Consider the following 19,956-nt stretch of genomic DNA (forward strand, 5'->3'; position numbering starts at 1 on the left):
ATGAAGTCCTAAGAGCCCGCACGGCGCAAGCCCTGCGGGTTTTTTTGTGCCCTCAATTTGTCCCGCGAATTCCGAAGAGAACTAATTAAATCCGAACCTTTTAGGCACCTTGTTAGGCACCTCATAAAGCTTTATTGTTTTTGAGGTGCCTAAAACTATGGAAACCCGGCAATGGCAAGACAAACCAAACCTCTATCCGTTAAAGAAATCGAATCCGCCAAACCCAAAGAAGCGGACTACGTTCTCTATGATGGTGATGGCCTTGAGCTACTCATCAAATCCAGCGGAAGTAAAATCTGGCAGTTTCGCTACATTCGCCCTGTCACTAAGAAACGTGCGAAGAAGAGCATAGGTCCCTACCCGTCAGTTACCCTTGCCGATGCCCGAAACTATCGGGCAGAGTCCCGTTCTCTTCTGGCGAAACAAATTGATCCCCAGGAACATCAGCAGGAACAACTGCGCAGTTCAATTGAAGCCAAAACCAATACTTTCCAGCTCGTAGCTGAACGTTGGTGGAATGTGAAGAAAGCAAGCGTGACAGCGGACTATGCAGAAGATATCTGGCGCTCTCTTGAGAGAGATGTCTTTCCTGCAATTGGGGACGTTAGCGTTACAGATATTAAAGCTCACACACTGGTTCAGGCCGTTCAACCTGTTCAGGCCAGAGGAGCACTGGAAACCGTTCGTCGACTGTGCCAACGCATTAATGAGGTCATGATCTATGCCCAAAACACAGGGCTGATTGATGCTGTTCCCAGCGTTAATATCGGTAAAGCCTTCGAGAAGCCTCAGAAAAAGAACATGCCCAGCATTCGACCGGACCAGCTACCTCAACTGATGCAGACAATGCGAACAGCCAGCATTAGCCTTTCCACACGCTGCCTGTTCATGTGGCAACTTCTTACTATTACCCGCCCTGCCGAAGCGGCTGAAGCTCGCTGGGAAGAGGTAGACATAGAAGCGCGAGAGTGGAAGATTCCTGCAGCACGCATGAAAATGAACCGCGGCCATACTGTTCCATTGTCAGATGAAGCAATTGCGATACTGGAGATGATGAAGCCGTTAAGTGGTAATCGAGAATTTATCTTTCCCAGTCGCATTAAGCCTACCCAGCCGATGAACAGCCAGACAGTGAATGCTGCACTCAAGCGTGCTGGCTTAGGAGGCATACTCGTATCACACGGTTTACGTTCTATCGCTAGTACGGCACTCAATGAGGATGGATTTCTGCCTGATGTCATTGAAGCAGCACTGGCTCATGTAGACAAAAATGAGGTACGTCGCGCTTATAACCGCAGTGATTACCTTGAGCAACGGCGACCGATGATGCAATGGTGGGCTGATTTTGTTATGGCTGCTGATCGCGGAAATATGATTGAGGGAGGTATGAGGGGAGAGCGTTTAGCGGGATGACGGATAATTAATGACAGTTCCCACTTTAGTAGTGGGCCAGATGAGAATTTATATTTCAAGCGAAAGCTAGTAGTTTTAGAAATAAAGCTAATTAGCATAATATCTCTTAATGGAAGGGATATGGAGCCGCAGAAATAAATGAAGACACGGCAGTATGCGCAAAAATCAATCTTCGATCTGGAAGCAATCTTCGAGCAGTCCAGCAACAATGTTAGCGAACTTGAACAGTTGTTGAGCGAGCTGACCTTTCGCAACACTGCCAAGGCGCGGACGCTGACGGCTAAAATCGAGCAATCTCTATTTGCACTTAGCGGCCACAGCGTGGTCGCCATGTCGGCTTCCAGCCCATCAACACGCCATCCCGATTCGGTGTCCATTCAATCTTCTCGAGTTGTGCCCCACAATTCGCCTGCTGCGGAAGAGCAACTGCAACTGAAGGCCATCCCAGACTCTGCCATACGAGAGCAATTCGACAAAGACCAAATCGACCTTGGTCCGATCCCGTCTTTTTCTCCATCAGGTAAGGCGAATGATGCGCGAGCAATACTGGCAGCATGGACAGCCCTCGAAGCACTGTCGCCTCAAGGTTATAAACGCCCAGAGGATATGGCAACCGGCGACCGCTCTAGGGTTGCTCTATTGGAGCGAGGTGTTCCATGGGGACCAAATGCCCGCAGCAAGCCCAGTTATAAGCTTTATTTCGAGGTCGTCCTCGGCTCCATCGCTCTCGACAAGGCGACGGACGAGCTGGTCAAGGTTTTTGGCGAGGATGAGGAGCGTTCACGCCCGGACGGTAAGAAAGCGGCCATCGGCTCGATCCTGATCGACAAAGAAGGCTATGTGCTTGAGGAAAAAGGCGTTGCCGTGTCAAGTTTTGCCTGGGCACTCAAGCCGGCTCTCGATCTGAAGCTTGGGAGTTTAGGGAATTGGCCGAATGTTGAGCCGCGCATTATCAAGCATCTGGATCGAATGATTCGCCACCACAACAAAGATGGAGAACCCATACCGATCGATCTGAATGTTGTTCATAACGCTTATAAATGGCTTGTATCGCAGTTCAGTGTACCCGAGCATTTGGTTGAGCCACCCACATTCGCGATTAAGGTGTTTCATCATTTCAAGGCTAAGGCGCCGCCTGAACCTTCATTACTGAATTCCTTCTATCTTGAAGATCTCGGTGAAGCAACCAAATTGCTCGAGACGGGCAAAGCCGGAACCGGTTTGCGCCGCTACATGGGAATTGGCAGACCTGACCAGAAAATCGACGTGCTATCGCCCATTTCCGCAGTTGAGCCGTTCGTCGCACCGTCGCTCATGCCGCAGGCTCGTTGGCCTTCGAAAGGCGGCCATCCACTGGTGTTGCTTCAACAGGCTGCCGTGAATGCGGCGCGTGCTGAGCTGAATGATGCTCCAGGTATCATCGGCGTCAATGGGCCTCCGGGAACCGGTAAGACCACTCTTCTCCGGGATATCGTCGTTGGATGCATTCTCGATCGGGCCACGGCGATGTCCGGCTTCAACAAACCGCAGGATGCCTTTTCCACAACAGGCGAGAAGCTGGCATTCGGTTCCAATGCATTCCTGCACTTCTACAAGTTACATGCATCCTTGAGGGGCCATGAGATCGTCGTAGCCTCCTCCAATAACAAAGCGGTCGAAAACGTCAGTAAAGAGCTTCCTCTCAAGGAAGCCAATGGTCGCCATGAACAGATCGCCTACTTCCGGTCCATCAGCGACCTGATTGCGAATCCCAAACGCGCCGGCTATTTCGAAGCCGAGGCCGAGGGGGACATCCCCTCCGACACTGTCGAAACCTGGGGGCTGATCGCCGCTGCTCTCGGCAAGAGCAGCAACCGAGGCGCGTTTCAGCAAGGTTTCTGGTGGAATGAAGACGGTGGTTTCCTTACCTACCTGAAAGCAGCTCGCGGCATAAATGTCATGCGTGAGATCAAGGACGAGCGAACTGGCGAAACCATCGATCGTGTGATGCCCAGCGTGGTTGTCAATGAGCGGCCCAGCACCAACGAAGCGGATGCTGCTGCGGCCTGGCTGAAAGCGCGAACCGCCTTTCTTAAACTTAAGGAGACGGTAGACGCCGAAATCGCCAGCATCGAAGAGATGCGACGGGATATCCAGGCGCTCAAGGGAGCGATCACCGAACTTCAAAGGGCTGAACAGCGTCGACCGAGTCTGAATGAAGCCGTCGAAGAGGCACACAAGACTGCTGAATCCTGCCAACGAGAGCATGAGAAGGCAAAATCGCAGATCGAGCAGGACAAGATCATGCTCGACAGCCATCTTGCTTGCCGTCCAGGTTTCTTCTCCCGTTTGTTTGCGACTGCGGCCTGGAAGTCGTGGAGATCGACACTGCAGAAGCTCTCGACGACCTTGCAGCAATCAGTCATACGGGCGCAGGAGACAGACAGGGCCCTGGAGCTTGCAAGGGCTGAGTGGAGCAATACTGAGTCCCAGTTACAGCAACTCGACCAGGAAATTTCCAGCAAATGTCAGGCTGTCTCGAAATTGAAGGCAACCGAGGCACAGGCACGAAACCGTATGGGAGACAGGGTCGTTGATGAGAGGTTCTTCGAGCGCGAGCACGAGGCTATCCACCTCACTGCGCCATGGCTTCCCGATGAGGTTCATCGCCTGCGGGAGGATCTTTTCGCCGCTGCCCTGACTGTGCATAAAACGTTCATCGATGCTTCGGCCAGCCGCTTGCAACACAATCTTGGGTTATTGATGTCAGGCATGGTAGCTGGTGCCTTCCAGTCTTCCGCTCACCGTGAACTTCTCCCCGACCTTTGGTCAAGCCTTTTCGTGGTTGTGCCGACCGTGTCCACGACATTCGCCTCTGTTCGGACGATGTTCGGGGATCTGCCACCAGAGAGCATTGGTTGGCTTCTGGTAGATGAAGCGGGCCAAGCCGTTCCTCAGGCAGCAGTTGGAGCTATCATGCGGGCAAAGCGCTCCATTGTGGTAGGTGACCCGTTGCAAATCCCACCTGTAGTTTCACTTCCTGAAAAGCTGAACGCCGAAATCTGCAAGTTCTTTGACATTGACCAAGTCGAATGGTCTGCCCCCGCAGCATCTACGCAGACCCTTGCTGATCAGGCATCGCGCTTCAAATCCACCTTCGTCATGGACGTAGGTGATCGAGAAGTCGGGCTGCCATTGCTCGTTCACAGGCGTTGCCAGAACCCAATGTTTGATGTTTCTAACTCCATCGCCTATGCCGGGCAGATGGTCCATGCTGTCGGGCCTAAAAAACCCGGATCTATAGGCTCGGCTTTGGGGAGATCTCACTGGGTGGATATCAATGGCGATGCTGAGACGAAGTGGTGTCCCGACGAGGGCGAAGCGGTTGTGCGAATGCTCAAAGAGCTGGCAGCATCGGGCATTACAAATCCGGACGTATTTATCATCACACCATTCAAGATCGTAGAGCAGAACATGCGTCGGCGTCTCGACAGTGAAACTGATCTGCTGCGAACGTTCGGCGTAAAGCTGGATGAATGGTGCCGTGATCGTGTAGGCACAATCCACACGTTCCAGGGCCGAGAGGCGGACACGGTAATCCTGTTGCTGGGTGCGCCGAAAGCGAGTCAGCAAAGAGCACGTCAGTGGGCGGCAAGCCCACCAAACATAATCAATGTAGCCGTCTCACGCGCCAAGCAAAACCTGTATGTGGTCGGCTCGGCTGCTGCATGGACAGGGGCGGGAACTAGCCTTCAGGTCCTGCATCGGCAATTGGCGAAATCAGCCTAACAATCTCCGAGGTGGCCCTCATTATTGAGGGCTCATCGCGACTCATTTTTGGCTAACTTCAGTAATGGGCTGGCCGCTATGTGTTAAAATCTGACATTGCTCACATAATAATCAAGTAGTCACTTTTCACCGCCCATACAAGCTTGATAATTCTTACCGCTCCCCTTATATCCACACTGAGGAATAACCTCTGACATGGCTAAGGAGTATGATTATGGGGCTTAAACCTGGTCCAAAACCAATCGCAAAATCAACAGGAAAACCCGATCAACGCAGACGTGATAATAAGGATAAACCCGGCAATACCCCAGGACTGAAACCAAGCAAATCAACTGGGAAGTAATCGTTCAAGGGTATGGAGAATTCATCTATACCCTTATCTCATCAAATCAGTCTGCTTTAGCCCGTTTAGTGCCAGAAGCGGACCTGTTTGAATAGCCTGGAACGATAGTACCCGTCAGTCTGGAGACTTCTCAGCCTGCTTTGTTGTCATTGTCATACCGCACGAATTACTCATTCATCACTCTTTAACTGATTAAAAGTTTGTTATATGGTTTTATCTAGTGCACTATATAATCATCTACAAGATAACGGATTGGCATATGAGCATGCAGTCACGACAGGAAATAGGGACACAACTTTCGTTTGCCCTCTATGGTGCGGCGAGCCGCATGAACCGGTTACATAAGCCGTTGCTGGACCCGCTGGGGCTAACCTTTCCCCAGTATCTGGTCATGCTGGAGTTGTTTAACGGAACCCCACGCACCGTGGGTGATATCGGGAATAAGCTCGGCATGGATACCGGCACCATTACCCCCCTTCTCAAACGGCTTGAGGCTGCCGGACGCATAGTTCGCATGCGGGATCGCGCTGACGAAAGGCGAGTCCTCATTACTCTTACGGATGACGGGCTCGCTTTGCAAAGCGAGCTGTGGCACGTAACCGAAAAAATCAAATCAGCCTGTCAGTTATCGGATGCGAAGCTCGAGGAGTTACGAGATACCCTCAATAACTTTGCCCATCCCGCTGATAACTGATCATCCTCCACTCAGACAAAAGGTACTGGTATGAAAATAGGCATTATTGGCGCTGGAAACATTGGTGCGACTCTGGCACATAAGCTCTCTGTGCAGGGCCATGAGGTCAAACTGGCTAACTCAAGGGGACCGGAAACAATTGCAGAGATTGCGCGAAGAGCTGGGGCACTGGCGGTTGAGCGTCAGGAAGCCGTACGAGATGTGGATGTCATCATCCTCTCTACGCCCTTTGATAAGCATGCTGAACTGGCTGAACTCTTGCGTGATGTTCCGGAGAGCGTGATCGTCATTGATACGTCTAACTACTATCCCTTCCGCGACGGGGACATTGAAGAGATCCGTGAAGGCAAACCTGAAAGCGTGTATGCCAGTGAAATAGTCAAACGCCCTCTTGTCAAAGCCTGGAACGCTGTTCTGGCCGAGACGCTTAAAGATAAAGGGCTGGTTGCCGGTTCACCCTCACGTATCGCTATTCCGGTTGCCGGCGACAGTACGGTAGCAAAATCTGTTGCACTTGAACTGGTCAGTCAGACCGGTTTCGATGCAGTTGATGCCGGTACGCTTAGCGAATCATGGCGGCAACAGCCCGGCACGCCAGCCTACTGTACTGAGCTAAAAACCGGAGAGCTTGAAGCAGCCCTTAAGGCAGCGGATAAAACTCGCGCTCCACTAAACAGAGATGCGTTGATCAAGGAGTTTATGTCTGCAGGCGAACAACTCACTCATGATGCCATCGTTAAACGTAACCGTGCAGTAACGGCCTGAGCCAAAAAGGGGATGTTATGATTAATTATGAAAAGTACCGGATTGCTGTTCTGGGAACCGGCCATATCGGTAAAACGCTTGCTCGCAGTCTCGCCTCTGCCGGTCACTCCGTTAAGGTTGCAAATTCACGTGGGCCTGAAACGATAGCCCCCGACGTGCTTGAAACGGGCGCTGAAGCAGCCGATGCAGCCAGTGCAGTACAGGATGCACAGGTTGTCATCCTGTCCATACCTATGGCAAAGGTTGCGGATATCGCGCCTCTGATCCGGACATTACCCAGTCATGTTATCGTTGCTGACACGTCGAACTATTACCCACATCGCGACGGAATCATCGATGGGTTCTCAGATGGTCAGGTCGAAAGCGCGTGGGTAGCGCATCTCCTGAACCGTCCACTGGTGAAGGCCTGGAATGCAATAGGTTCAGATTCTCTCGCTACAAAAGGTAAAGCAGAGGGTACAGCAGGACGTATTTCAATTCCGGTGGCAGGGAATATCGTAGAGCACAAAAAATTGATTATGCGTCTTGTCAGTGATACGGGGTTTGACGCCTTCGATGCAGGTACAGTTGAGGAGTCATGGCGTCAACAACCGGGTGCACCTTGCTACTGTACTGACCTCACATTTGATGAAATGAAGTCAGCGATCGCCGCAACGGAAAAAACACGGCTGCCTGCGCGTCGGGATATTGCTGTTCAGGCAATTCAGGAGCGAATGGGCGATAAGCAATCCAATCCGACTGCAGATTATATTGTTCGATTACACCGGGCTCTTTTTATGTAATCCGTAAGCCATATTTCATTTATCGATGTATGAGCGAAAATGCAAACATCTGCTCTTCGCTCATAAGAGACAACCATACTCAAATCTCCCACATTGCAGGAGATTTGAGTATGAACACGTCACCGTGGAATAAAGACCGTATCATAGGCCAAAAAAGACCACTTCAGATATCTCATATCTGGGGGATCCGAATCCGGCTTGAACTGGAAGGTAAAACGCGTGATTTAGCTCTGTTCAATATGGCCTTAGACAGTAAGCTACGAGGCTGCGATCTGGTGAACCTCAAAGTATCTGATGTTGCATATGGTAGCTCGGTTTCAAGCAGAGCAACGGTGCTGCAACAGAAAACCGGAAGCCCTGTGCAATTTGAGATAACCAAAGGGACAAGAGAAGCTGTTGCTGCATTGATAAAGCTTGGCAATTTGCACAGTAAAGACTTCTTGTTTCGGTCTCGGATCGGAACTAACCGGCACATATCAACCCGACAATACAGCCGAATTTTTCATGGGTGGGTAGAAAAGCTTGGTCTCGAAGCTTCGCTTTACAGCACACATTCCATGAGAAGAACAAAACCTTACCTGATATACAAGAAAACCAAGAATCTCCGGGTGATCCAACTTCTGTTGGGCCATAAGAAACTGGAAAGCACTGTCCGTTATCTAGGCATCGAAGTCGATGATGCGTTAGAGATCTCTGAATCGATTGAAGTCTAAGGTTGTCAGGGCTGCAACAGCAGCCCTGTGCCATAAACGGACGTTAAGCACGAACTCTAATGGTTAATGTCGACACGTATATTCAGCGACCTCTGTAATGGAGTTGGATTACTGCTGTGGATTGATTTTTAACAAAAATGTCAAATGAATTAACTTATATTGCTTATTAGGGAAAATTACTTTCAGTGATTTAGTTCACATTTTTATGGATGCTTGTTGTATTAAAAATCTGCCGAATTATATTTTGTAATCGATTACTTTTTTAATGAGAACGATAATGATTAAAAACTCGATTTTTTGTGGAGTCCTTATGATGGCAAGCATGGTGGGGTATGCCCGCACCGAAGCGCAGGACGATATTGCTATTCAGATGTACACGCTTAGAAATGTTGGTAATACCGATGCACAGTTTGCCATGGCTAAAAAAGCGGGATTTTCACATGTAGAACTTGTCGGTGATCATCACATGGATTTACCGACAATGAAGGAAACGTTGAAAAAATATCAGCTTAACGTTATTTCATCGCATGTACAGCTATCTGCTCTTGAGAGCGAGCGCGGAAAAATTGTTGCTTTTAACAAAGGCATAGGAAACTTTCACCTCGTTGTCCCATGGATTGAGGTTAATGAACGACCTACGACAAAACAGGGATGGATAGATTACGCCAGGAGGCTTGATCGTATGGGGGAGGCGTTAAGAAATGAAGGAATGTCGTTGTCTTACCATAATCATAATTTTGAGATGAAGAAGTATGATGATGTGACAGCCCTGGATTTGATTATGAAGCATACCCACAAGAATAATCTTAGCCTTGAACTCGATGTGGCATGGGCTGCACGTGGAGGACAGGATCCTGCGTCAATAATTGCAAGATATTCAGGACGCGTCTATGCGATTCATGCAAAAGATAACGCTGCTATCGGGATTCGTGATGACGAAATGAATTTCACTCCGGCAGGTGAAGGTTTGCTGGAATGGCGCTCAATCATCAGTGCGGGGAGAAGCAGTGGGGTTGAGTGGTATATTGTTGAGCATGACGCGCCAAAAGATCCCTGGACTATCATAACGACCTCACGTCATAACCTTAAGGAAATGCTTCAAAAACATCCGTAACAGGTTATGAAATTCAGGCTCAGGTGATTTGCGAATCCCTGAGCCTGATTCAGGCTGAAACTGCATGTGTTAGTTCTATTTCTTCTCTCAGAGTTTCGATAAGTTCCTTTAATCCCTGGGGAACTTGTCTGTGACCTGGATAGTACAGATACATCGGCTCTTCCAGAGGAGCCCATTCAGGAAGGACAATCCTGAGCCTGCCGTCACGAATATAATCACTCACCCGGTCTTCGAGGCAGTAAGCAATACCGACGCCGGACAGCGCCAGCTCAATTGCCAGCGCCGTTTCGCTCACACAGAGCTGCCCCCTGACGTCAACTACGCGATAGTCTTCTCCTTTACGGAATTCCCATTTGTAGATGACGCCTTGCCCGGTGCGCAGTTGAATGCAGTTATGCAGGCGCAGATCCTCAGGCACGGCAGGGGGAGTATGTTGATAAAGATAGCGTGGCGATGCCACCGCTACCCATCTGAGTTCTCCCCCCAGGCGGACTGCAACGAGATCTTCAGGAACGGTTCCGCCAAAGCGGATCCCGGCATCAAATCCTTCCTGGACGATATCGACCATTCTGTCATCAACGCTGATTTCGAGTTCCACTTCAGGATATTTGCTGATAAAGCGTGGAAGATGTCGCGCCATGATGAGGCGTGCTCCGTCACTCAGCACATTAAGCCTGAGCTTTCCAACGGGCCGATCGCGCATGCGGTTAATTTCCTCAAGCGCGTCGCCTATTTCTTTAAAGCCTGTTTCAAGACGCAGAGCAAGGCTTGCGCCCGCTTCGGTCGGAGAGACCGTACGGCTTGTTCTGTTCAACAACCTGACACCCAGGCGCGTCTCGAGATTGCGTATGGTATGGCTCAGCGCAGAGGTGGTGATCCCCAGTTCTATGGCGGCCTTAGTAAAACTGCGCCTTTTCTCAGTGATAAGAAATGCGTTGAGCTCAGCAAGATCGCTTCGGGTGAGCGTGGTAGACAGTCTGGAGGACATGGCGTTAAACCGTTGATTAAAATTCAATGCAATGTCAAATGACATTGCATTAAATCGTTCCTGAAGGATGGTAAGTTTAGATTCATTCAACAAAACGTTGCAACCCGCTGCCACGGCAAACTAACAGTTTTTAATTCCCGGGAGATTTCCGCGTGTTTCATATCTGGACCCTCATTCCAGCGCTTTACGTGCTGTTTCGTTTTATCAGGCCGCTTCCCGCCCCGGTTTCGGTAAAAATAGCCGTCGCAGGCGCAATGATTGTGGCCTGCGAGTTTCATCTGATCACGAAATTATTTACGGGGAATATGTTTTCTCCTGAGATACCAAAACCGTTGCTGCTGCTTACTACCGGGTTTTTCGGTATGACCGTCTTTATGGCAGTCCTGTTAGTACTGCGTGACCTGTTCTGGATATTGCACCGACTGGTATCAGGACGCCGGATGAAATGGCATACAGCTTTCTGGTTTATCCTGCCTGTTCTGGCGGCCATGCTCACAGCGCTGGCCCTGAAAAATGGTACAGCGGTTCCTGAAGTGAAAAAGATAGACGTCACGCTCAGGAGCCTGTCCCCCCGTTTTGATGGTTACCGGATAGTTCAACTGACGGATTTGCACGCCAGCAGACTGCTGCCGCGAAGCTGGATACAGGATGTTGTTACCCGCACCCGTGAGCTCGATGCGAATATGATTGTGGTTACCGGGGATATGATTGATGGCTGGCCAGAAGCGCGTTTCTCCGACATTGAGCCGCTTGGACAGCTGCGGGCTGAGGACGGCGTTTTTGCCGTAACGGGCAATCATGAATATTACTTCGGCGCTGAAAACTGGATCCAGACCTTTGAAAAACTGGGCCTGCATTTTCTTAATAATGCCGGTTACCGTATAAGCCGTGGCAGCGACTCGCTGTATCTGTCGGGCGTGACGGATGTCGTTGCGCCATCATACGGCCTGCCGGGTCCTGATCTGTCCCTGGCCCTGAAGTTTTCCCGCCCGGGTGAAACCGTCATCCTTCTTGACCACAGGCCTGAAAATGCTGACGAGGCCGCAGAAAGCGGAGTTAGCCTTCAGCTTTCCGGACATACTCACGGCGGTATGATTGCCGGTCTCGACAGGCTGGTCGCATCGGCTAATAACGGTTTTGTGTCCGGGCTGTATGAAGCAGGGCCCCTGAAGCTTTACGTCAGCAACGGTTCCGGCATCTGGAACGGTTTTCCCTTCCGGCTTGGAAAACCTGCCGAAATAACGCTTATCACCCTGCATGGCGAAACCAGCAACAGAATTGTTGAATAATACTCATCGTTACTGACTATCTGATTCATCAATAACCGAAAGGAGACGTTTATAGTTTATTTCAGTTCAATATACCACTGCCTGTTGCCGTTCTTTCCTGAACGTTGTGACTCATAAGTTGCACATAGCTGAGAGCCCTTACCCGACTGGTAGCGGTTCTTCTTTTTTGCACCCGGCAGTGAACGGGATCAGGAGTCATAGTCAATGTCTGAACAAACGCTTTCACGGCAGGATGAACGTATTCATCCACCTGTGGGTCTTTTTCCGGCCATGCTTGCGCTGGGCGCGGGCGGATTATGCATCGGAACGGGCGAGTTTGCGCCCATGAGCCTCCTGCCGGATCTTGCGCGGGGAACCGGCGTTTCAATCCCTGCCGCGGGAGGCTATATCAGCGCCTATGCTGCAGGCGTGGTGGTCGGTGCCCCTGCGATCGCGGTGCTTGGCGCGCGCCGGGCCCGTAAAAACCTTCTGCTGATATTGTTAATTATTACACTTGCAGGCTATGCCCTGAGCGCTCTGGCCATGGGCTATAATTCCATGTTCGCAGCACGCTTTATTGCTGGTATGCCTCATGGCGCCTGGTACGGCGTTTCCGCGCTCGTGGCGGCTTCAATGGTCTCGCCACAGCACAAAGCCCGGTATATCGGTTACGTTATGCTGGGACTGGCCGTAGCGAACGTTGCCGGCGTTCCGCTTGTCACATGGGCGGGCCAGACGCTGGGCTGGAGAATCTCTTTCTGGATGGTGGCAGCGGGCCTGGTGCTGACGTCCATAATGGTTATGCTTTTTGTCCCATCCGTGGCGGCCGACAGGTCCGCTTCACCGCTCAAGGAACTTGGCGCGCTGAAGAGCCCACAGATCCTAATGACGTTTGCCGTCGCTTCAGTCAGCTTTGCGGGCATGTTTGCCGTATACAGCTTTATCACCCCGGCGCTGACGAAAGCTGCCGGGTTTTCAACCTCAGCCGTGCCATGGATCCTGGTTCTTTGGGGGGCGGGCATGGTTGCTGGCAACATTATCGGTGGCAGGCTGGCGGACATTGCGCTGATCCCATCCATATTTGGCATCATCGCCTGGAACATCGTCTTTCTGGGCCTGTTTTCCCTTACGGGCACACTGCAGACCCCGATTCTCATCGTGCTGTTTATGCTCGGGTGCGGATTTTCGCTCGTGCCAGCGCTTCAGGCCCATATGATGAACATTGCCGGTGAGGCACAGACTCTGGCGTCATCCCTGACACACAGCGCGTTTAATATTTCCAATGCGCTTGGCGCAGCTGCAGGCGGTTTCGTTATCGCTTCGAGAGGAAGCTGGCTATCTACGGGGTGGGTTGGGGCTGCTTTTTCCCTGTTAGCACTTCTTCTTATGTTCTTATCGGTACGCATTACTGACGGGAGAAATCATGAACGATAAAGTCATCAGTACAGGTAACGTTGCCGTAATAACCGGCGCGGCGAGAGGTATTGGCGCTGCGGCGGCAAGGGAGCTGGCACGAAAGGGCATGAAGCTTTGTCTTTTTGACCGGAACAGACAGGCGCTCGAGCAGCTGGCCGGCGAACTGGAGGTTGAAACGCTGCTGGTCACTGGCGACATTACCCGTGATGAAGATCTCCAACAGCTCAAGGACACCGTTTACAGCGCCTGGGGGAAAGTAAATCTGCTGTTTAACAATGCCGGCGTGAAAATAGCTGCCGGAGCCTGTGATTCCCCAACTCTCTGGCGACAGCAGATGGAGGTAAACCTGCTGTCCATGGTTGCCACACAGCATATTTTTCTGCCGGAAATGTTAAAAATGGATGAGAACGGTGCGATCGTTAACCTGGGCTCGAAGGAGGGTATTACGACCCCACCAGGGTTCGCAGCCTATAACGCCTCAAAGGCAGCCGTAAAGGTGCTGACGGAGCAGCTGTCTCATCAGCTTGTGAAGGAAACCGGCATCAGGCTCACCGCTCATCTTCTGGTGCCAGGCTATACCTGGACCGATATGAACGATCCTGGCATGAACGAGCGCAGCGGTAACAAGCCAGATGAAGCGTGGATGGCTGCGCAGGTTATTGACTATTTCCTCCCGCGCTTTGAGCGGGGTGACTTCTATATCATCTGCCCTGATAACGCTGTGACCAGCGAGATGGATGCTAAGCGTATCCTCTGGGCCGCCCAGGATATGCTGGACAACCGCCCGGCCCTGTCGCGCTGGCATCCTGACTGGAAGACGGCTTTTGAACGCTGGATGAAAAACTGATGTGTCATCGGTAGCCCGCTCCGGGGCAGGTTGCCTAAAAGATGAAATGAGGTCGTCAGCAACCATGCTTTTGGCATTGTATTTATGCTGATGAAAGAGGCGCCGGGCTGATGCCCGGCGCCGTGCGGATTTACTTTTTTGTGGCAGAGTCGGGTTCAGAAATGATTCGGTGACGCTGAGCCTTATGTGACTCACTCATCATTCTGTTCATCACCTCGCCCTCATATTCGGCATATTCACTGCCATAGACAAATTCATGTCCTGTCATCAGGGCATACCAGGCACGTTTTGCCACTTCTTTCGGATCGTCCTTTTTCATCGAACCTACGGTCGTGCTGGCCTGTCCTGCATTTTTGAAGAAATTGGTCTCCGTTGCCCCAGGCATCAGAAGCGTCATTGATAAACCGCTCCCCATCAGCTCGTTACGTATGGCGTAAAAAAAGGAGTTTACGAAAGCCTTTGACGCCCCGTAAACCGCTTCGAAAGGTATTGGCGCCGAGCCGGAAAGCGACGATGTGATAAGAACGTGCCCGTTATCCTGCTCAACGAGCCGCGGGATAAATATTTTAGAAAGATGTACCACAGCATCAACGTTGAGCCGGATTAATCTAAGCTCTTTTTCAAGATCGGTACCGTCGATAAACGCGCCGCCGAGTCCCTGGCCGGCGTTGATGATCAGTGCATTAGGGGCTAAACCGGCATCATCCATTCTGGCCTGCAGGTCTGTTATCTGGTCATACTCACTCAGGTCAGCACTGAACGCGTGTACGTTAACTGAAAAACGTTTTTGCAGGTTTTCACCCGTGGCTGAAAGTTTTTTTTCATCCCTGGCGACGATGACAAGATCGTATCCGTTAGCTGCAAATTCTTCAGCAAGTGCAAGGCCGATACCGTTGCTCGAGCCAGTAATAAGAGCCAGTTTTTTCTCACTCATATGATTCTCCGGTTAAAGGGGTTAACCGGCCATGTGCAGGCCGGTAGCAAAGGAGGGCGCGTGAGCATCACACGCTATCGGTCCAGCGGTGCGCTGGGCGATATCCCAGGACGCGCATTGCCTTTTCGCTGCTGAGTGCTGACTCATTACCTACAAAATTTTTACGCTGTTCAACGCCTGGATAGTAGCGGTCCAGAAGTTCCTGTGTGGGGGTTCGCATGCAGGTCACATCGCTGGTAATAAAGAACTCATCTTTACCCCTGACATCATATTCGACAGCTTTCTCAATCGCCTGGGCTACATCCCGGACGTCAACATAAGTCCACATATTCCATTGCCTTACGGCAGGATCGTTCTGCCAGCTTTCAAACTGCGCGTACTCTTCCGGCGCCATAACATTAGAAAGCCGCAGACAGGTAATGCGCATGTCAGCGTTATTAAGGCAGAACTGACGGGCCATCTCTTCACCCAGCACTTTAGTCAGCGCATAAATGCTGATCCCCCGGGCCGGGTAGTGCTCATCCACCGGAACATAGGGGGCATCCCACTGGTCGTAAGGCACGCCGGTAGGGACTTCGCTCGATGACCAGATGATATTTTTTATTCCCAGCCGCCTGGATGCCTCAAATACGTTGAAGGTAACCAGCATATTATTTCTGAACTCGTCAGAATCAGGGATCATTCGGGGGTGAGGAATACTGGCAAGGTGAACCACGGCATCAAAGGCTGCAGGTTCAGGTCGTGAATAAACGTCTTCCCCGACGGAGGAAAGTGCGTCGAGCGTTGCACCAAAATCCTCTAAATCCGCGATCATCGCTGGATGGGCATCGGTTACGGGCTCTTTTTTATCGATGAGAAACAGGTCATAACCGGCTTTCTCAAGCCATTCTACTGTCACCCTGCCAATTTTCCCTGAAGCACCGGTAATGGCTATACGTTTTTTATCTGACATACTTCGTCCTTATGGTTGAGGTGCAAATCAACCCTAAGTTTTGTCGACAAAAAACAATATGTGATGAGACAGACTAAAAGCTTCTATTAATTCAATTCATCAATCGAAGTTTGTTTGTAGAACAGGCAGAATCCGTGAACTGATAAGAGGGCTTACACTGAAGCTCCAAAAATGAATGTCCGCTTATCGCTCTCAGCAGACCTTTATCGGCAGGTACTTGTCTGCTGTGTGCCAAAAGCGGAAGTAGCTAACAGTGCTTAGTGTTGAACAACGGGAAGCTGGTCAACTCTTATTACTAACTGATCGTTGTATCTAATGCTGGGGGCAGGTCAGGCCGGATCGTGCAAGCGGCCTAACAAATTTCGTTGAGAACAATTATTGATGTTGTTAGTTATTCTCCTACCGAAATTATTCTTCCAATTTCATTAACTATTGCCTCCTTGCATTGCATGAGTTCTTGCCGATAAAAGGTTTCATGTTTATGGAAACGTGGCGCTGGAACTAATAATGAGATAGAAAAACGACCAAAAAGTGTGTCCAGCGCTACCGCTATCGTGCAGACACCCTCAAGAGTTTCCCCCAGATCTATAGCCAGCCCTTTGGCACGAACATCAGCGATCAGCTCCAGAAGCTGTGGAAGAGTTTTAACTGTCATTCCGGTGAGATCTTCATAGGCTTCGCCTACCAGTATGCGGACATCTTCATCACTTTCCATAGCCAGTAACACACGTCCGCCGGAAGTGCTGTAGAGCGGCAAATTAAGTCCAATACGAGGTACAACACGTAATTCCCGTGTTGCTACGACGTAGTGGATGATTGCCAGCTGTGTACCGCTGGCACGTGCCAGGGTCACTGTTTCATTAATATTGGCCGAAAGTTGCTCTAGGAAGGGACGTACAAGATCCACGACATCGCTGTGCACACTGGAAATAAGTTTGAGTAGTGCAGGTCCCAGACGCAGGCCACCGGCCCCGCTGCTACGCACAAGTTGAGCGCTATCTAAAGCCGCGACAATACGCTGCACCGTTGAACGAGGGAGAGCAACCTCCTGCGCAATTTCTCCCAGACTCATGCCGCCTGGGTGTTTTCCCAGCACATTCAAAATTGCAGCTGCGCGGGCGATAACCTGAATCCCGCCGGTTTTTTCATCCTCAAAGCTTGAAACATTTACGGCCATATAGAGCTCCTTATTGTCCGGTCACGGACAGCCTGTTACCTCGGTTCATGTATTAATTATCACATTGCAATGGACGCTATCGCAATGTAAGATGTCACATGTGTATCATAATGTGGTACATCGTATCGATATAATGCATGAGAACTTTGTATGAATGCACAGCGTTCTACTCCACCTTCGCCCCCCTTTACCTGGCGCCTTGCAATGGGATTTGTGGGGATACTCATCGCAGCCTTAACTTCCGGACTTAATGGTCGGGTTATAGATATAGCGCTTGCGGATGTGCGTGCCGGAATTGGCGTGACTTATGATCAAGCCAGTTGGTTCACCTCTGCCTACCAGGCCGCAGAAGTAGTGGCGATGATGATCGCACCATGGTTTGCTGTGACTTTTTCGCTGCGTAAATTCGTGCTTACTTGCGCTGGCGGTTTTATGGTTTGCGGCATACTTTTACCCTTGCTCCCGAATGCGCCGCTGTTTATTCTCTTGCGAACGATACAGGGCCTGTTTAGCGGTGCCCTACCTCCCTTACTCATGACTGTGGCGCTACGTTTTCTGCCACCATCGATAAAACTTTATGGACTTGGCGCTTATGCTCTGACTGCGACTTTTGGTCCAAATGTGGCCCCTTCACTGGCGGCATTCTGGACAGATGATGTGAGCTGGATGTTCATGTTCTGGCAAGTGGTCCCCGCCATTTTGATTTCGATGCTCTTTATTGGCTGGGGTTTGCCGCAGGACCCGATTCACCTCGACCGATTTAAACAGATCGACCTGTTCGGTATGATTACCGGCTGTTCTGGAATGGCGTTTTTGATAATCGCCATCACTCAGGGTGGACGTCTGGACTGGTTTGAATCGCCCTTATTTAATGGCCTGTTATCCAGCGCCTTCGTGTGCCTGACGATTTTCCTGATTAATGAATGGTTTCATCCCCTCCCTTTGTTCAAATTACAGATGCTGGAGAGAAGTAACTTTTCATATGGCCTGATGGCGCTCGCTGTAGTGTTGGTACTGGCACTGGCTGGCTCTGCTTTGCCGTCCAATTTCTTTGGTAAAGTAGAGGGCTTTCGAACAGTGCAGTTTGCCCCGCTGGCTTTGATAATTGGGCTCCCGCAGTTAATTATCACCCCGCTTGTTGCCGCATTGCTTAGTCTGCGCTGGGTTGATTGTCGCTGTCTGATAGCTTTCGGGATTGTTCTGATGATTTCTGCCAGCCTGATGGGTATGCAGATAACCAGCGATTGGTCACGCCAGAATTTCTGGGCAATACAGCTTCTGCAGGCGATTGGATTACCGTCAATTATTTTACCGTTGCTTATGAGCGCAACCAGCGTTGTGGCTCCCCCTGAAGGACATTATGCCTCTGCTATGTTCAATACCGTACGGGGTTTTTCAAGCATCGCAGCTGGCGTTTTAGTGGAATGGTTTATAAATGACAGAGAGCAATTTCATTCTAATGTTCTGGTCAATAACGTAGCCAACCGCCCATGGTTGATATCGACACCGGTCAGCGAGCAGGCCAGCAGCAGCATTCCTTTATTACACGACGGCAGCATCAGCAACACCGAGAACATCGCTGGATTTATCACCTTATTAAAACATCAGGCAATTGTTCTGAGTCTGGCCGATAGCTATCTGCTGATGACTGGCTTTGCCGTCCTTCTGTTATTACTCACTGTCTGGTTGCCAAAACGTGTCTGGCCGCCCCAGACACTTTTCAACCTGCAATGACAAAATAGAGGTGGTTAAATGAAATTTTCGGTATCGAGAAGAACGACTCTGCTCAGCGCATTATTAATCCTGATGATGACGATGATATTTTTCGTCTGGTCGACAATGCTGAACAATGATACCCGTACCAATGATGCCTATGTGAATGCGGATTACACACTGGTAGCACCAAAAGTATCGGGTTATATCAAAAATATCTATGTTGCGGATAACCAACGTGTTAAAGCAGGGCAAACACTGGCCACGCTGGATGACCGTGACTACAAAATAGCGCTTGAAATGGCGCAAGCTAATTTGCAGCTTAGTGATGCAAAACGCCTGAGCAGCCTTGCACAACTGGAGCAGCAACAATCCATTATTGCTCAGACAAAAGCGACCCTTTTAGCCAGTCAGGCATCGGCGCAGTATGCCAGTCAGAATGCTGAACGTTTTAATAAGCTTTATCAAAGAGGTACCGTCGCTGCGGACGATCAACAAAAAGCCCATTCAACACAGCGTTCTGCATCCGCAGTCGTTCGTCAGAACGAAGCTGCTCTGACCTCAGCAGAGAAACAGGTAGGCGTGTTGAGGGCTGCATTACGTCAGGCGGAAGCCGATGTTGCAGTCGCGCAGGCAAAAGTCAGTCAGGCGAGGCTTAACCTTTCTTATACGCATATTGTTGCACCAGTCGATGGGATGGTAGGCCAGCGTTCGGTGCGCCTCGGAGCGTACGTTAACGCAGGGACACGTCTGCTGGCCGTGGTTCCGCTACATCAAACTTACATCACTGCCAATTATCTTGAAACACAGTTGGCAAATGTTCAGCAGGGGCAGAAGGTCTTAATTAAAATTGATGCCATGCCTGGCAAAAAGTTTACTGGACATGTCGATAGTATCGCTCCTGCAACCGGCGCAACGTTTTCAGCCATCCAGCCAGACAATGCAACGGGTAACTTTACTAAAGTCGTCCAGCGTTTACCGGTGAAAATAGTGCTGGATGGTAATCAACCCGATGCAAAATTATTGCGCGTCGGGATGTCAGCCGTTCCTGAAATTAAAATCCGCTAAT

The 19,956-nt window shown here is 50.5% G+C and carries 16 protein-coding genes; 12 read left to right on the forward strand and 4 right to left on the reverse strand.

Annotated features, from left to right (window positions below):
* The first annotated feature begins 171 nt into the window (after window positions 1-171).
* The 7 genes from IB212_RS17425 to IB212_RS17455 all read left to right on the forward strand — a co-directional run bounded on the left by IB212_RS17425 (window position 172) and on the right by IB212_RS17455 (window position 9,592).
* Window positions 172-1,413, forward strand: a complete 1,242-nt coding sequence (locus IB212_RS17425) for an integrase (RefSeq protein WP_188245858.1) — start codon at window positions 172-174, stop codon at window positions 1,411-1,413.
* Window positions 1,414-1,551: 138 nt separating this feature from the next.
* Window positions 1,552-5,181: an ATP-binding protein gene (locus IB212_RS17430; protein ID WP_188245859.1), complete on the forward strand. Its 3,630-nt coding sequence runs from the start codon at window positions 1,552-1,554 to the stop codon at window positions 5,179-5,181.
* A gap of 602 nt (window positions 5,182-5,783) precedes the next feature.
* Window positions 5,784-6,218 carry a MarR family winged helix-turn-helix transcriptional regulator gene (locus IB212_RS17435; protein WP_174592426.1) on the forward strand — a complete coding sequence of 145 codons (435 nt, stop codon included), beginning with the start codon at window positions 5,784-5,786 and terminating at the stop codon, window positions 6,216-6,218.
* A gap of 30 nt (window positions 6,219-6,248) precedes the next feature.
* Entirely contained in the window at window positions 6,249-6,983 is a 735-nt protein-coding gene (locus tag IB212_RS17440; protein ID WP_049137951.1) for an NADPH-dependent F420 reductase, read from the forward strand.
* 17 nt (window positions 6,984-7,000) lie between these two features.
* Window positions 7,001-7,765 carry an NADPH-dependent F420 reductase gene (locus tag IB212_RS17445; RefSeq protein WP_042718056.1) on the forward strand — a complete coding sequence of 255 codons (765 nt, stop codon included), beginning with the start codon at window positions 7,001-7,003 and terminating at the stop codon, window positions 7,763-7,765.
* Window positions 7,766-7,875: 110 nt separating this feature from the next.
* On the forward strand, window positions 7,876-8,478 hold the full coding sequence (locus tag IB212_RS17450; RefSeq protein WP_023320086.1) for a site-specific integrase: 603 nt from the start codon (window positions 7,876-7,878) through the stop codon (window positions 8,476-8,478).
* Window positions 8,479-8,788: 310 nt separating this feature from the next.
* The gene (locus tag IB212_RS17455; RefSeq protein ID WP_223239657.1) at window positions 8,789-9,592 is read left to right on the forward strand and encodes a sugar phosphate isomerase/epimerase; all 804 of its coding nucleotides are present in this window, start codon (window positions 8,789-8,791) and stop codon (window positions 9,590-9,592) included.
* A gap of 49 nt (window positions 9,593-9,641) precedes the next feature.
* On the opposite strand, the gene IB212_RS17460 is transcribed toward IB212_RS17455, so the two are convergent.
* The gene (locus IB212_RS17460) at window positions 9,642-10,625 is read right to left on the reverse strand and encodes a LysR family transcriptional regulator (RefSeq protein ID WP_127353584.1); all 984 of its coding nucleotides are present in this window, start codon (window positions 10,623-10,625) and stop codon (window positions 9,642-9,644) included.
* 107 nt (window positions 10,626-10,732) lie between these two features.
* On the opposite strand from IB212_RS17460, the gene IB212_RS17465 reads away from it, so the two are divergent.
* From IB212_RS17465 to IB212_RS17475, 3 genes are all read left to right on the forward strand, one after another.
* Window positions 10,733-11,869 carry a metallophosphoesterase gene (locus IB212_RS17465; protein ID WP_042718060.1) on the forward strand — a complete coding sequence of 379 codons (1,137 nt, stop codon included), beginning with the start codon at window positions 10,733-10,735 and terminating at the stop codon, window positions 11,867-11,869.
* Window positions 11,870-12,073: 204 nt separating this feature from the next.
* The gene (locus IB212_RS17470; protein WP_188245861.1) at window positions 12,074-13,282 is read left to right on the forward strand and encodes an MFS transporter; all 1,209 of its coding nucleotides are present in this window, start codon (window positions 12,074-12,076) and stop codon (window positions 13,280-13,282) included.
* On the forward strand, window positions 13,272-14,111 hold the full coding sequence (locus IB212_RS17475; RefSeq protein ID WP_042718063.1) for an SDR family oxidoreductase: 840 nt from the start codon (window positions 13,272-13,274) through the stop codon (window positions 14,109-14,111). The genes IB212_RS17470 and IB212_RS17475 overlap by 11 nt, the downstream gene beginning before the upstream one ends.
* Before the next feature lie 130 nt (window positions 14,112-14,241).
* Here IB212_RS17475 and IB212_RS17480 read toward each other — a convergent pair whose 3' ends face one another.
* The 3 genes from IB212_RS17480 to IB212_RS17490 form a co-directional block, all read right to left on the reverse strand.
* Window positions 14,242-15,045, reverse strand: a complete 804-nt coding sequence (locus IB212_RS17480) for an SDR family oxidoreductase (protein WP_042718064.1) — start codon at window positions 15,043-15,045, stop codon at window positions 14,242-14,244.
* 67 nt (window positions 15,046-15,112) lie between these two features.
* Entirely contained in the window at window positions 15,113-15,997 is an 885-nt protein-coding gene (locus IB212_RS17485; protein WP_042718065.1) for an NAD(P)-dependent oxidoreductase, read from the reverse strand.
* A 391-nt stretch (window positions 15,998-16,388) separates the two neighbouring features.
* Entirely contained in the window at window positions 16,389-17,174 is a 786-nt protein-coding gene (locus IB212_RS17490; RefSeq protein ID WP_020688229.1) for an IclR family transcriptional regulator, read from the reverse strand.
* Between the two features lie 150 nt (window positions 17,175-17,324).
* On the opposite strand from IB212_RS17490, the gene IB212_RS17495 reads away from it, so the two are divergent.
* Together IB212_RS17495 and IB212_RS17500 are read left to right on the forward strand one after the other, a co-directional pair.
* Window positions 17,325-18,908 (forward strand): MFS transporter, encoded by a 1,584-nt coding sequence (locus IB212_RS17495; protein WP_188245862.1) that lies wholly within the window; start codon window positions 17,325-17,327, stop codon window positions 18,906-18,908.
* Window positions 18,909-18,926: 18 nt separating this feature from the next.
* A complete protein-coding gene (locus IB212_RS17500) occupies window positions 18,927-19,955 on the forward strand; it encodes an HlyD family secretion protein (protein WP_020688231.1) in 1,029 nt (342 codons plus the stop codon).
* Window position 19,956: the final 1 nt, after the last annotated feature.

Source organism: Enterobacter sp. E12 (assembly GCF_014596715.2).
Lineage (GTDB): Bacteria > Pseudomonadota > Gammaproteobacteria > Enterobacterales > Enterobacteriaceae > Enterobacter > Enterobacter bugandensis.